The sequence below is a fragment of the Pseudomonas sp. MONT-RG-20F-20-E-7-02 genome, from assembly GCF_022662395.1.
GTDB lineage: Bacteria > Pseudomonadota > Gammaproteobacteria > Pseudomonadales > Pseudomonadaceae > Aquipseudomonas.
The window spans coordinates 639,187-653,327 of sequence record NZ_JAKNQN010000002.1 but is presented as its reverse complement, the minus strand read 5'-3'; the positions used below and the strand labels follow the sequence as shown (position 1 = coordinate 653,327).

Genomic DNA, 14,141 nt, shown 5'->3' with positions numbered 1-14,141 from the left:
CCTGACTTTAAGCAAGGGTCAGGGTGGTAACCGATTCAGGGTGGGAGCTGGCTTGCCTGCGATGGCGGCGGGTCAGCCAGAAAAATGGTTGCCTGATACACCTATCGCAGGCAAGCCAGCTCCCACATTTTTAACCGTGTTACCCAATCAGAACGTGTATTCCAACACCCCCATCACCGACGTCTGCAACCGCCGCTCCACAATCGGGCTCTTGCCTGCTTCATCCGCCAGGTACTGCACGTCCAATAACGTCGAAAACTGCGTGCGCTCGCTGATCGGCATGCTCCACACCAAATTCATGCCATTACTGATGTTGCCTGCACCGGCCTTGTAGGCCTTGAAGCGGCTTTGCGCGGCCTGGCCGGTGGTGACGCCGTACCAGGTCTGCAAGTAGTCGCGGTCGCCGAAGTGGCTGCTGAGGCTGGCATCCACCGAGCCAAAGCGGCCTTCATACAGGTTGGTGCCGAGGTTCAGTTCCAGGTGGGTGTAGGCCTTGCCGGTGTCCTTGTGGTCATCTTCCTTAAGGGCATGTTCCAGCGTCGCACCCACGATCACGCCGCCCAGGTTGTAGGCGGCGCTGACCCCCAATTGCGGGCGCGCCTTGATTTCGCCCATGCCTTTGAGGCGTTTGGAGCCGGCATGCAAGCGCTGGTTTTTATCCTTGCGTGAACTGCTGGCGCCGACATAAGCGCTGAAGCTCAAGGCATTGCCTTCGTAGCCCCAGCCCAGGCCCTTGTCGGTGTCGAGGAAAATCCCCCAGGGGCTGATAATTTTGCCGCCCAGCAGTGGCGTAGTCATACGTTCGTCGCTGCCGCTGTAGCGGGGCGCGTTGGCCACGCCGGCCTTGAGGCTGTATTGCCAGTCTTCGGCAGTCGCGGTGTCGGCAGCCGCGAGCAGGCACAACGAGGTGAACGACAGGCAGAGGTTTTTTGAGCGCATCAGGGTGTTCGTCCGTGTTAGAAATTCAGGCGGTGGTTGGGGGCGCGGGTGCGTTTGAAGGAGTAGCCCGACGCGCTGAGGCCATTGACCTGGCGGCTCACGGTGTCGCCCAGGCCATAGCCGTTGCCGGCCAGCACGGCGTGGGCGTTGTCGACGGGGAGCAGGATGTAGTCGGTCAGCGGCTCGTCGTGCAGTTGGCCGCGAATCACCAGGAAGCCTTCTTCCAGGCGCACGCTGATGCCACTTAACGGCGCGTCGGGCTCGTGGGTGTTGAGCACTTGGTAAGTGCCGATGGTGTCGGCCCACGCCAGCGGCAGCGGCGGCGGGTCGATGCGCTCGCCGATCGCAATGCGCTGGCCGTGGCTGCGGGCGGTGAGCAACTGGCGGCCCTGCACCGTGACCACGTCGAGTTGCACGCGGCCCAGGTCACCGAGGTCCTTGAGCCAGAAGCCGAGGATCTTCTTCTGTGCCCGCAGCCAGCCGGATTCATCGCGTAACAGCTCGAAGTCGAACCCGGCCAACTCGCCGGCCAATCGACCGTTGTCGTCCTTGATGCGGAACACGCCCCAGGCCGTCGCGTAAAACCCGGCCAGGCGTTTGCGGTCGACGGCGGCCGGCACATGGCGCACCTTGAGCCCATGGCTGGGCGCCTGGCAGTCGTCGGCGCAGACCGCTTCGCCGGTTTGCCCCTGCAACATCAGGCGCAGGGCGTCGGTGGCGAGCCTGGCGACCAGCTCTTCGGCATTGCTGTCATTGGCCATGATGATCACGGCCAGTTGCGCGTCCGGCAACACGGTCAATTGCGCGGCAAAATCATCGCCACCGCCGCTGTGCTGGTAGGTGCGCACGCCGGGGGCGACCGGCTCATCGCCGCACGGCGCGAGGAACCAGCCCAGGCCCATCTGGCAGTCAAAATCCAGCGCGTTGCCGGTGTTCTGCTGGGTGAACATCGCGTCAATCGACGCACTGCCGAGCACGCGGTTGCCTTTGTACAGGCCCTGGGCGAACAGCATCTGCACGTAGTGGCTGAGGTCTTTCGGGCTGGCCCACAAACCGCCGGCGGCAAGGTCACGCACTTGGGCGTCGGTGCTCGCCACGCCATCCTCATAGCCCAGGGCACGAAAGCTCAACTGCGTGCCGGTGCCGACAAAGCTCGACTGGCTCATGTCCAGTGGCTTGAGCAGGCTGCTCTGCAACTGCGCTTCAAAGCTTTTGTGGCTGACCCGCTCAATCGCCGCGCCCACCAGCGAATAGCCGAGATTGGAATACGCCACTTGCGAGCCGGGTGGGCTGCTCAGCCACACACCCGACACGCGCATCGGCATCTGGCCCATGGCGAAGCTGCTGCGCAGGTCGCGCAGGTGTTCACTGGGCAGGCCGGACTGATGGCTGAGCAAACGGCGCAGGGTGATATCGCGGTCGGCGGCGCCCTGGTCGGTATGAAAGCGCGAGCGCACGTAGAACTCGCGCAAAGTCTGCTGGATCGGCGCGTCCAGGCCCAGGCGTTGCTGCTCGACCAGTTGCAGCGCGGCCGTGGCGGTGAGCAGTTTGGAGATGCCACCGGCGCGAAACGCCGTGTTCGGCGTAACCGGCACGCCCTGGGCCTTGTCGGCCATGCCGAACCCGCGCGCCCAGATCAGTTCCTGGCCATTGACCAGTGCAATCGACAGGCCGGGCACATTCTCCTGGGCCATTTCCCGTGGAATACGCGCTTGCAGGTAACGAATGATCGCGCCGTAATCGCCCTTGGGAATTGGCGGCGGGGCAGGCGGTTGCCCATGGCAACCGAGCGTGCCCAGCAGGCAACCCAACAGCGGAATACCGCGCAATGTGCGAAACATGAAGAGCACCCGCAGGCTTATTTGGATGCTCGAATGCTAGGGCGCGGCAGGCCAACAATCTTTGTGAGCTTTGTCGGGAAACTGTCAAAGACTGTTAACGCGACAGGCCCAAGCGTGCATGCCACTGGGCGATGGATTCTTCGGGGTATTCGTCGAACTGCAGGTCACCCTTGCGCACGCTGACTTCCACCCACGGCGCCTTGGAGCCGAGCATCAAGTGTGTGTGCTCCGGCGGCACCGGCAACGGCGTGTCGATGGCCGAGGCAAACGGGTGAATCAGCTCCGGCCACTCCGGGCTGAACAGCCACAAGGCGCTGCCGCACTGCGAGCAAAAATGCCGTTCGGCAGTGCTCGCGTGCGCGCGGCTGGCGCCCTCGGGCTTGAGCCTGGCGTGGTAGATCGAGATGTGCTTGCGTCCCTGCACCTTCAGGCTTGGCGTATCGCCGGCAAGGTTGATCGCATAGCCACCGCCGCCTTGGGTTTTGCGGCAGATCGAGCAGTAGCAACGCTGATAGGGGTACGGATGCTGGCTGTTCAGGCTGAATGTTACGGCGCCGCAATGGCAGGATCCTTCGAGTTGCATGGGCTGACTCCTCAAGGCAGTTGTAACAACGCTTTGCTAATACCTTAGCCTCAGGCAAGATTCCCCGCTTTGGTTTCAGGGAAGACACCCATGATTGCTCAGTTGCAAAGCGCTGCCACGCAAATCCGCCACGCTGTGCGCACGGCGACCGAAGGCTTGGTCGGGCGCGAGCAATTGGCCGAGCTGATTGTGCTGGCGGCGGTCGCCCAGGAGCACATTCTGGTCATCGGCCCGCCCGGCACGGCCAAGAGCGCCGTGGTACGCCGTGTGGCGCAATCCATGGGCGGGCGTTACTTCGAATACTTGCTGGGGCGCTTCACTGAACCGTCGGAGCTTTTCGGTGCCGTGGACCTGAAGAAACTGCGTGAAGGCACGGTGGAAACCGACGTCAGCGGCATGCTGCCGGAAGCCGATATCGTGTTTCTCGATGAAGTCTTCCTGGGCTCCACCGCCATCCTCAATACCTTGCTGGGCGTGCTCAACGAGCGCCGCTTTCGCCGTGGCCATACCCAAATCCAATGCCCGCTGCGGGTGTGCGTCGGCGCCGCCAACGGCTTGCCGGACGATGAAGCACTGGCGGCATTTGGCGACCGCTTCCTGTTGCACCTGTTCGTCGAGTCGGTGCCGGACAATCAACTGGAAGCCATGCTGGCGGGCGGTTGGCAGTCGGAACAGCGGCCCGTGCAACAGTTGCTCGGGTTGGCGCAGTTGGACACGCTGAGCCAGGCCCTGAAAAACGTCGACCTGGGCGCCGTGCGTCCAGCCCTGGCCCAGGCGATTCGGCGCCTGCGCGAAGCCGGCATCCCGCTGTCGGACCGCCGTATCGTCAAGTCCCAACGGCTGATCGCGGCTGCCGCGCTGCTGGGCGGGCGGCTGCAAGCCAGCGACGCTGACCTGTGGCCGTTGCTGTATGTGCTGCCGACCAAAGAGGCTCAGCAGCATGGCCGCGAGGTACTGCGCGACCTGTTTGCCGCGTCCAGCAACAGCCATTTGTTCAGCGCGGTCGAAGAGGCCACCTTGCAGCCGATGTCGCGCTTGAATCGCTTGCTCGAAACGGCGCAAGACTACCTGGCCAGCAGCGAGCCACCCGACAGCCCGGCGCTCGAAGGGCTGCTGCGCGAGATCGACGCCAACTTCAATAGCGAGACCATGCCGGAACCCTTGCAGCAGGTACGCGGGCAACTGTCCCGAATGCTGACGCCATGAGTGCCGACCACTACGCCTGGACCTGGCGCCCAAGGCAGGTGCCGGCCGACCCTCAAGCCGCCGTTGCCTGGGGCGACGCCGCGCGCCGCTTGCATGCGCGCTTGCGGCTGCTCGCCGATGCACAGGCGGCGCGCTTGCACGCTACCGCCAGCGGCGACGTCCTGGTGGTCACCGGGGCATCGGCGGATTTACCGTGGGTCGACGGCGTGGCCTACGCCGCAGTGCACCCCGACGCGCCGGGGCTGTGGCTGCCCACCAGTTGGGAGCCGACAGCGCCGGTGGACGTGCTCGGCCAAACGCTGTCGGCACGGTTCAAGCGCTCGCCCTTGCTGTTATGGCGCGAACCGCAAGCCGTGGTGCCGTTGGATCGCCTGTTGCCGGTGACGGTTGAACACCTTCAGCGCATCGCGACGCAGTGGGGAGCCCGCCATGCAACTGCCTGAAGCCCTGCAACCCTGGCGCCAATGGTTGGAGTGGTTTGCGCCGCAGCATCTGCCGCTGTTCGCCGACTTGCTGGGGCGCCTCAACCCGGTGCTCGGGCCACTGCGCGGTCGGCAGCAAGGCGGGGTGCCGGAGCCCGATGGCGTGGGTGATCTGCAACGCCGTGGGCCTTACGAGCGCCTGCTTTCCAGCGAATGGCTGCTGGCCGATGAAGTGCCGGATGAGTTTATGCGCCGGGCTGTCGGCGGCGAACATATGTTCCTGGCGCCGCAATACCGCGCCCGTGAAGCCAACCGCCTGATTGTCGTGCTGTTCGACGCCGGCCCGTTGCAGTGGGGCGCCGCGCGGCTGGTGCATATCGCCTTGCTGATGCTGCTGGCCCGGCGTGCCGAGGAGGCGGGGGCGCAGTTGCGTTGGGGCATCCTGCAAGGCGCGCCGGTGCTGCATGCATTCGATAGCGCGGGGCAGCTCAAACGGCTGCTCAAGGCGCGCACCTATGAAAGTGTCGCCCCGGCGCACTGGCACGCCTGGCAGGAATGGCTGGCTGTGCAGGGCGAAACGTTGGGTGAGTGCTGGACCGTCGGACAGCGCTTGCCCAAGGACACCACCAAGACCTGTACGCACCGGGTGCAGGTGCAGCGCAGCCTGGATGGCCAAAGTCTGTCCTTCGAATTGCAGGCCGGATCGGTGCGGCGCGTGCTGCTGCCGATGCCGGATGAAGGGCGCGCGGTGCAACTGCTCAAAGGCCAGTTCGACGATGAAGGCCAGGCGCCGCCGTTGAAGCTCGCAAAAGGGGTGCCACGCGTCGCCTTGACCTTGCCGCCGGTCATCTCCAGCGCCGGTAACTATGTGGCGCTGCGCATGCTCGATGAGCCGGGCATGGTGGTGATCAAGCTGCCGCACAAGAACCAGAAAAAGTCCCTGGAGGTTCGACGCCGTCTGTGGGGCAAACATCAGCGCGTCTTGAGCACGACCTTTCACCACCGCAGCCTCGGTGCCGTGTTGAGTGATAACGACAGCCTGACGTTCTGGAACATCCCCGGTATGCCTACCGTCGGCAAGCCCAACCGTGAAGAGCTGCAACTGCCACCGGGCACCGCGACGTTCCTGCCGAGTGTGTGGCTGCACAGTCAGAACTCCGTGCGCGTGTACTTGCTCGACAGCCAGGGGCGGCTCGCCTACTGGAAGTCGCGTCAACTCTGCCGGGTGGCGGATGACGTGATGAGCCTTGCGCAGGTCGACCCCTTGACCATCGCTTATGCGCGCAGCGAAGGCGGGCAGATCGTCGCCTATTCCGGGTCTGCTGACGGTTTACGTACCAATGGTCATGCGGTCGGCTCGGCAGCGGGCGTCAGCCAGGTGCTGCTGGCCGCCAACTTTTACTGGCGCCAGTACTGCGGCGGTTGCGCGCTGCTGACCACCGAGGGCGGCCACCAGAGTTGGCGCCTGGTGACCCATGAAAGTTTTCCGGCGAAACACGAGCAGATCGACTTGGCGCCTGGCTGGAAAGCCATCGGCCTGCACTACACGTACGCCCAGCGGCCGGCTTACTCACTGGTGCTGCTGGGGCCGAACCAGCACAGCGTCGGGCTGTACGCCGAGGGGCAACAGCGCACGTTGTTCACCACCTCGGCGCCGATTGCCCGCGCGAGCTTTTGCCCCATGAGCGGCTTGATCTCCGTACTGACCACTGACCGCGAATTACTGGTTTACTCGGTCGGCGAGCGCGCCATGCGCTTGCAAGTGATGTGCAACCAGGCACCGCAGCTCACCCAGGACGCTGCCAATGCTTGAGCCAGAACAGATGCTGATTCGCCGCCCGGTACTCACCGGGCACCAACAGATTGACGGCCTATGGTTTGCCGCCGCGCGTTTTGATGAAGGTGAGCGCAGGCGCTTGATCCTCGACTATTGGCAAACCGACGCGCGTGCCTATCGCTTTGCCGACGGCGACTTGTTGCAGTTCCACAGACCTTGCCCGGTGCATTGCGAAAGCCTGCACGGCTGGCCGCTGATCCGCCAGGGCCGGGGCTTGTCGTCTGCCGCGCTGCACCCTGAGGAATTGCGCGGGCTGCCCGTTGCCGACCTGTGGCTGGTGCGCGGCAGTCATGTCCACGCCCTGCAGTTGCGCGATGCACAGGTGCTGAAGCCCGCGCTGTGGCTGGACATCAGCACCTACACGCTGCTAGACACCTTTGACTGCCATACCCCGTTGCCGGCAACGCTGCCGGAAGCGGTGGTCACCGACCTGCGTGAAATCCTCGGCGGGCCACTGGAGCCCGTCAGCCCGGAGCGCGAAGCAATCATGCAAGCGCTGCTGGAGCGCCCCCGTCACACGCCGAGTAAAGGGCCGGGCGCCAGCGGGGCGTCTGCGCAAAACAACGCAAACGGCGCCCGCGAAGTCTCTTCCCCGGTGCTGAAAATCGTGATCGGCTTGCTCCTGCTGGGTGGGCTGGTCCGCCTCTTCGGCCAGAGCGAGCCCGCCGCCATGTTGGCCACCCACACACAGTCCCTCGGCGGCATGCTCCTGGGCGCTGTGATCTGGATGGTGGTGATCACCGCGCTGCTGTTCGGGTTGAACCGCTTCCTGCACCGTGGCGCCTCGGCACCCGCCAAAGCGGCGCCCAGGCCGGTGACCCGCGCACCCGCTAACCCAGGCATCGCTGCGCGTGCCACCCCGCGCCGGCGCAAACCTGCCGTGTGGCGCCGCCTGTTGACCCGGCTGACCCAGCACTCCCAGCTCTCCAAGCTGTATGGCAAACGCCAGGCCGCCTACATGCAGCGCATGTTGGAGATGTTCGAAGACGGCAATTTCGAAGAAGCCTTGCGTCACGCCATCCCCTTGAACGGCGGTGCCTCCAGCGGTGAACAGAGCTTTGGTACGCCCCAGCGTCGCCAGGACTTGAGCCTCAGCCAGCAGGATGGCCCGGCGCGCTCGATGCTGTTCGAAGACGACTTGACCGAGCACTTGCGCCAGGTGTATCGCCAGACCTTTGAACGCCTGGACCGTGCCGGTCGCATCGAGGAAGCGGTGTTTGTACTCGCCGAATTGCTCAAAGAGCACCAGCAAGCCCTCGATTACCTGGAGAAACACGCGCGCTATCAGCAGGCCGCCGACCTGGCCCTGGCGTGGGACATGCCGCCTGCGGTGATCGTGCGCCTGCTGTGCCTGGCCGAGCAGTGGCATCGCGCCGTGCTGGTGGCGCGGCGCGATAATGCGTTCGCCGACGCCGTGGTAATGCTCCAGGCCAAGTCGCCGGAAGCCGCCGACCGCTTGCGTCTGGAATGGGCTGAGTCGTTGATCGCCAAAGGCCTGTGGTTGCAAGCCGTCGATGTGATCTGGAGCCTGCCGGCTGAACGCCCACGCGCTGCGCAATGGTTGCTCAACGCCGAGGCGGCCGGCGGGCGCTTGGGCGTTGAGGCGCTGGTCAAGCGCGCGATCCTTTTGCCCGAAACGCTGCAGGCTTACGGGCCGTGGGTCGAGCAATTGCGTGACGACCCCGCGCGCGCCGGCGAACGCGCCGCCCTGGCGCAAGCCTTATTGCTGCACAAGGCCAACACCACCGCCCTGGCCTGGCTGGCCGGTGCCACCGTGCACGCGATTCTGGCCGATCAATTCAGCCATCAGGGCCAACTGACCCATAACCAGCTACAAGCGCTGGTCAAGATGAGTCGCGACAAAGCGCTTCAGGCGGACTTGCCGGGCCAGGCGCTGAAGCGTACGCCTGTGGTCTCGCTGGAGCGTTTGGGGGACACCCGCGAGTGGTCTGCACCGGCCGCCGGCAGCCGGCCGATTTTCGACGCGGCACCGCTGGAGGATGAACGTTACCTGGTGGCGCTGGGCGAGGCCGGCGTGATGGTGGTGGACGCGGCGGGCGCAGCGTTGTTTCACTTTGCAGTGCCGGCGCAGAAGATCGTGATTGCCCATAGCCGACAGGTCGCGTTGGTGCTGATCTGGCGGGGGAATGTATGGCGCGTGAGCAAACTGGACCTGGTCAATCGTGTTGCCAAAGACCTCGGCGTGTTGGCCATGGATGTGTTTGCAAACGCGTTTGATGGCAGCCGCTGGACCATCGGCAAAGGCCCGCAGTTGCGCGTGGTGGATGTGGACCGTGGCTTTGAAACGCTCTGGCATGTGAGTGATCTGCCGGAGCCGGTGCGGGCCATCAAGGTCGATGAACACAACGAGTACCTGTGGTTGTCAGCGCCGGGTGGGTGCCTGATGCTGTGGCATTATCGTCTGCCGGAGCGGCGCCTGGTCAGCCGCGAAAGCGCGTTTGACATCGTGGCGACGGACTTCCAGGTTCCCAGTGCCACCGCTGAATCGGCGCAGTATCGTATCAAGCACGACGATGGCACACCCATTCTGGTCCTTAAGCAGCACGGGGTTAGAAAGGGCTACAGGCTGCCTGGCAACTTGCCGGACGAAGAATGGGATGAGTCCGTCAGCCCGTTTCTATTTGAGGACTGGTTGCTGATCAGCTATCGGGTTGAGGAGCACGACACCTGTTGGCACGTGATCCACCGTACCAGCGATCGGCTTTGCGTCACGTTGCACTGGCCGCAATCGCCGGCCCAGCTTCGCCGCCTGGGGTCTGATTTGTTGCTGTTCGACGGGCAGGGCCGGCTGAGCCATATCAATATCGATACCGCCAGCCAGCGCAACATTAGCCTGCACTGAGTGGGTCCGGCATCAGGGTGGCGATCAGCGCCCGAATGGTGCCGGGCAGGGCTTCCAGTTCGCGCACCAAAATGCTCCGCTCGCGAATCGCCCAGGGCTCATCGAGCTTTACCGCCACCAACTGCATGGTCCGGCTGTGCCGCACCGCGGCAGATTCGGGGATGATGCCGATGCCCACGCCGGCCTCGACCATCCGGCAAATCGCCTCGAAACTCGACACCTGGATACGCAGCGACAAATGCTTGCCGAGCCGCTCCACGTGCTCACGCAAAAAGCTCAACAGCGTGCTGCCTTCGTGCAGGCCGATATGTTGGTAGGCGAGGGTTTGGTCCAGCGTCACTGAAGGCTGGTCGGCCAACGGATGACCCACGGGCACCATCAGCACCAGTTCGTCGGTGCTGAAGTGCAGCACCTGCAAGCCTGCCGCTTCAACCGGCCCGGCGATGATGCCCATGTCGCTGGTGCCATCCAGCACGCCACGCACGATATCGCGGGACAGGCGCTCTTGCAGGTCGACGGTGACGCCGGGGCGCTGGGACAAAAAGCCCGCCAGCACCTCCGGCAGAAACTCGGTGACCGCCGTGGTATTGGCAAAGATGCGGATATGCCCGGCCGAGTCCACGCCGTACTGGGTGAACTCGCTTTTCAGGTAATCCACCTGGCGCATGATCAGTCGCGCATGGTGCAGCAGGCGCTCACCGGCCGGGGTGATCTCCACGCCACGGCTGTCGCGGTACAGCAGCCGCGTGTCGAGCTGGCCTTCCAGCGCCTTGATCCGCGCACTCGCGGCGGCGGGCGAGAGGAACGCACGCTTGGCGCCCTGGGTCAGGCTGGGGGATTCGGCGATATGAATAAACAGGCGCAGGTCGGCGAGATCGAAGTGCATGCAAAACACCTATTCGGCAACGATGAAGATCAATTGTGGGAGCTGGCAAGCCAGCTATCACAATGAATTTGAGGTGTGACGAGTGGCGTTCAGCATAACCGAACGCTGGTTTATTGAAATGCAAATTCTCAGAACGGGCAGGCGCTTGCATGATCCGGGGCAGACCACCACTGCCAGAGGATGTGTACCCGATGAGCGCCACCGATTGGATCGGCCTAAGTGAAACCGCCCACGACCACCTGAGCCACAACCTGCTCAAGCGTATTGCCGCGACCTTCGGCGCGGCGGTGCCCCTGGAAGGCGAAGCCGTTCCACCGCTGTGGCAGTGGTGTTTCTTCCAGGACCCACTGCCGGAATCGGCGTTGGGCACTGACGGCCACCCGGCCCGTGGCGGGTTTCTGCCGCCGGCGGAAAATCGCAATCGCATGTGGGCCGGTGGGCGGATCGAGTTCCTGCATGCCTTGCGCGCCGGCGAGGCGGCCACCCGCGTGTCGACCATCACCCACGTCGAAGAAAAAACCGGCCGCACCGGTGCGCTGCTGTTTGTCACCGTGCGCCATGACTATTCCCAGGACGGTCGCCTGGCGATTCGCGAGGAACAGGACATCGTCTACCGCGAACCCACGCCGCCCAAGCCAGGCAGCGGCGACTCACTCGCCGAGGGTGAATGGCGTGAGAGTGTCGACCCCACGCCAACCCTGTTGTTTCGCTACAGCGCCGTGACCTTCAACGGCCACCGCATCCACTACGACTACCCCTATGTCACCGGCATCGAAGGCTATTCGGGCCTGGTGGTGCATGGGCCGTTGATCGCCACCTTGAGCCTGCGCGCCTTTTGCCGTGCGCACCCGGGCGCCACCTTGCGCCGTTTCGCCTATCGCGGCGTGCGCCCGTTGATTGCGCCACAGCCATTTACCGTGGGTGGGCGCGTGACTGCACCCGGCGTCGCCCAGTTGTGGGCAGGCAATGCCGATGGCGTGGCGCAAACAGCCGAACTGCATTTCGACTAACACCAGAACAACAGGCGGAGAGCCGTTAATGAACCCGAATGACAACGAAGAACTCAATGCCATCCGCGAAGGCGTGCGCGCCTTGTGCGCCGAATTCGATGCCGCTTACTGGCGCAAGGTCGATGAAGAAAAAGGCTTCCCCGAAGCCTTCGTCAAGGCCCTGACCGACGCCGGCTGGTTGTCGGCAATGATCCCCGAAGAATACGGCGGCTCCGGCCTGGGCCTGGCCGAAGCCTCGGTGATTCTGGAAGAAGTGAACCGTTGCGGCGGCAACTCCGGCACGGTTCACGGCCAGATGTACAACATGTTCACCTTGCTGCGCCATGGCAGCCCAGCGCAAAAAAGTTTCTACCTGCCCAAACTCGCCAGCGGCGAATTGCGCCTGCAATCGATGGGCGTCACCGAGCCCACCACCGGCACCGACACCACCAAGATCAAGACCACCGCGATTAAGCGCGGCGACAAATACGTGGTCAACGGCCAGAAAGTCTGGATCTCGCGGGTGCAGCATTCCGACCTGATGATCCTGCTGGCGCGCACCACGCCGCTGGCCGAGGTGAAGAAAAAGTCCGAAGGCATGTCGATTTTCCTGGTCGACCTGCGCGAAGCCATCGGCAACGGCCTGACCGTGCAGCCCATCGCCAATATGGTCAACCACGAAACCAACGAGCTGTTCTTCGACAACCTGGAGCTGCCACTCGACAGCCTGATTGGCGAGGAGGGCAAGGGCTTCAAATATATCCTCGACGGCCTGAATGCCGAGCGCACGCTGATCGCTGCCGAGTGCATCGGCGACGGCCGCTGGTTTATCGAAAAGGCCAGCGCCTATGCCCGTGACCGCGTGGTATTTGGCCGGCCCATCGGGCAGAACCAGGGCGTGCAGTTCCCGATTGCCGAAGCGCACATCGAAATCGAGGCGGCGGACCTGATGCGCTGGCGTGCCTGCGAGGAATACGACAGCGGCCAGAACGCCGGGGCCAGCGCCAACATGGCCAAGTACCTGGCGGCCAAGGCGTCCTGGGAAGCGGCCAACGCCTGCCTGCAAACCCACGGCGGCTTTGGCTTTGCCTGCGAATACGACGTGGAGCGCAAATTCCGCGAAACGCGCCTGTACCAAGTGGCGCCGATCTCCACCAACCTGATCCTGTCGTACGTGGCCGAGCATCTGCTCGAACTGCCACGCAGCTTCTGAGGGCCTGACCATGAGCCATACCCACGCCTTGTGTCGGTTCCTTGCCGAGTTGAGCTACGAACAGTTGCCCGACAACGTGCTGGCGCGCACCGAAGACCTGTATCTGGATTGGCTCGCCTCGGCGCTGGCCAGCAAAGGCGCGCACCCGATTCCACTGTTCGAACGCTACGCGCAAAAGATGGGCCCGAGCACTGGCCCGGCGCAGATCATTGTTAACGGCGGCAGCAGCAGCGCGTATTTCGCTGCGCTGGTGAACGGCGCCTCGTCCCATCTGGTGGAGCAGGATGACCTGCACAACAGCTCGGTGCTGCACCCGGCCACGGTGGTGTTTCCCGCCGCCTTGGCCGCCGCGCAAGACCTCGGCAAATCCGGCCGCGAGCTGCTGCTGGCGTCGGTGGCGGGCTATGAGGCCGGGATTCGCATCGGCGAATTCATGGGGCGTTCTCACTACCGCATCTTTCACACCACGGCGACTGTCGGCACCTTGGCCGCCGCCGTTGCCGTGGGCAAGCTGCTGGATTTCAACCAGGAGCAATTCATCAATGTGCTCGGCAGTGCCGGCACCCAGGCTGCAGGGCTGTGGGAATTCCTGCGCGATGCCGCCGATTCCAAGCAGCTGCACACCGCCAAGGCCGCAGCCGATGGGTTGCTTGCCGCCTACCTGACGGCGGACGGGCTGACCGGCGCGCGCAATATTCTTGAAGGCGACCAGGGCTTGGCGGCTGGCATGTCCAGCGATGCCGAACCGCGCAAACTGTCTGCCGACCTCGGCACGCGCTGGGCACTGTTGGAAACCTCGTTCAAGTTCCACGCCTCGTGCCGCCACACCCATCCGGCCGCCGATGCGCTGTTGGAGTTGATGCAGCGCGAAGGGCTGGGCGCCGATCAGATTGCGCGCGTGCAAACCCGCGTGCATCAGGGTGCCATTGATGTGCTGGGGCGCGTCACCGTGCCTGCCAGCGTGCACCAGGCCAAGTTCTCCATGGGCACCGTGCTCGGCCTGATCGCCGTGCATGGCAAGGCCGGGCTCACCGAGTTCCACGAACTGGCGCTGAGCGATCCTGCTGTCTCGACGTTTCGCGACAAGGTCAGCATGACCCTCGACCCCGAGGTCGACGGCGCTTACCCGCAACGCTGGCTGGGCCGCGTCACCGTCACCACGCTCGACGGCCGCACGCTGCACGGCGCCATCGACGAACCCAAGGGCGACCCAGGCAACACCCTGAGCCGTGTGGAGCTGGCGGATAAATTCCAGCGCCTGACCCACTTCAGCGGCGCGCGTACACCGGCACAAGCCACTGCACTGATCGACAAGGTCTGGAACCTGCGTAACGCGGCGTCCATGGCCCACTGGCTCTGAGG

Annotated in this window: 11 protein-coding genes; 7 read left to right on the top strand and 4 right to left on the bottom strand. The window is 64.1% G+C overall.

Annotated elements, in window-relative coordinates:
• Window positions 1–147: 147 nt before the first annotated feature.
• The 3 genes from L8I05_RS08195 to L8I05_RS08185 form a co-directional block, all read right to left on the bottom strand.
• Window positions 148–939 (bottom strand): MipA/OmpV family protein, encoded by a 792-nt coding sequence (locus L8I05_RS08195; protein ID WP_242168160.1) that lies wholly within the window; start codon window positions 937–939, stop codon window positions 148–150.
• A gap of 17 nt (window positions 940–956) precedes the next feature.
• Window positions 957–2,780 carry a serine hydrolase domain-containing protein gene (locus L8I05_RS08190; protein WP_242168158.1) on the bottom strand — a complete coding sequence of 608 codons (1,824 nt, stop codon included), beginning with the start codon at window positions 2,778–2,780 and terminating at the stop codon, window positions 957–959.
• A 94-nt stretch (window positions 2,781–2,874) separates the two neighbouring features.
• Window positions 2,875–3,363, bottom strand: coding sequence for a GFA family protein (locus tag L8I05_RS08185; protein WP_242168156.1), 489 nt, complete (start codon window positions 3,361–3,363; stop codon window positions 2,875–2,877).
• A 90-nt stretch (window positions 3,364–3,453) separates the two neighbouring features.
• On the opposite strand from L8I05_RS08185, the gene L8I05_RS08180 reads away from it, so the two are divergent.
• From L8I05_RS08180 to L8I05_RS08165, 4 genes are read left to right on the top strand one after another with little or no spacing between them, the layout of a single operon-like run.
• A complete protein-coding gene (locus tag L8I05_RS08180) occupies window positions 3,454–4,569 on the top strand; it encodes an AAA family ATPase (RefSeq protein WP_242168154.1) in 1,116 nt (371 codons plus the stop codon).
• A complete protein-coding gene (locus L8I05_RS08175; protein WP_242168153.1) occupies window positions 4,566–5,012 on the top strand; it encodes a hypothetical protein in 447 nt (148 codons plus the stop codon). Before L8I05_RS08180 ends, L8I05_RS08175 begins: the two co-directional genes overlap by 4 nt.
• A complete protein-coding gene (locus tag L8I05_RS08170) occupies window positions 4,999–6,804 on the top strand; it encodes a hypothetical protein (RefSeq protein WP_242168151.1) in 1,806 nt (601 codons plus the stop codon). Before L8I05_RS08175 ends, L8I05_RS08170 begins: the two co-directional genes overlap by 14 nt.
• Entirely contained in the window at window positions 6,797–9,691 is a 2,895-nt protein-coding gene (locus L8I05_RS08165; protein ID WP_242168149.1) for a bpX6 domain-containing protein, read from the top strand. The genes L8I05_RS08170 and L8I05_RS08165 overlap by 8 nt, the downstream gene beginning before the upstream one ends.
• Here the strand turns inward: L8I05_RS08165 and L8I05_RS08160 are convergent.
• Window positions 9,678–10,577, bottom strand: coding sequence for a LysR family transcriptional regulator (locus L8I05_RS08160; protein WP_159956078.1), 900 nt, complete (start codon window positions 10,575–10,577; stop codon window positions 9,678–9,680). The two genes, L8I05_RS08165 and L8I05_RS08160, sit on opposite strands and share 14 nt — an antisense overlap.
• Before the next feature lie 191 nt (window positions 10,578–10,768).
• Between L8I05_RS08160 and L8I05_RS08155 the strand changes: the two genes are divergently transcribed.
• From L8I05_RS08155 to L8I05_RS08145, 3 genes are read left to right on the top strand one after another with little or no spacing between them, the layout of a single operon-like run.
• On the top strand, window positions 10,769–11,587 hold the full coding sequence (locus L8I05_RS08155) for a MaoC family dehydratase N-terminal domain-containing protein (protein ID WP_242168147.1): 819 nt from the start codon (window positions 10,769–10,771) through the stop codon (window positions 11,585–11,587).
• Between the two features lie 28 nt (window positions 11,588–11,615).
• Window positions 11,616–12,779 carry an acyl-CoA dehydrogenase family protein gene (locus L8I05_RS08150; RefSeq protein WP_242168144.1) on the top strand — a complete coding sequence of 388 codons (1,164 nt, stop codon included), beginning with the start codon at window positions 11,616–11,618 and terminating at the stop codon, window positions 12,777–12,779.
• A gap of 10 nt (window positions 12,780–12,789) precedes the next feature.
• A complete protein-coding gene (locus L8I05_RS08145) occupies window positions 12,790–14,139 on the top strand; it encodes an MmgE/PrpD family protein (protein ID WP_242168142.1) in 1,350 nt (449 codons plus the stop codon).
• The last annotated feature ends 2 nt before the right edge of the window (window positions 14,140–14,141 follow it).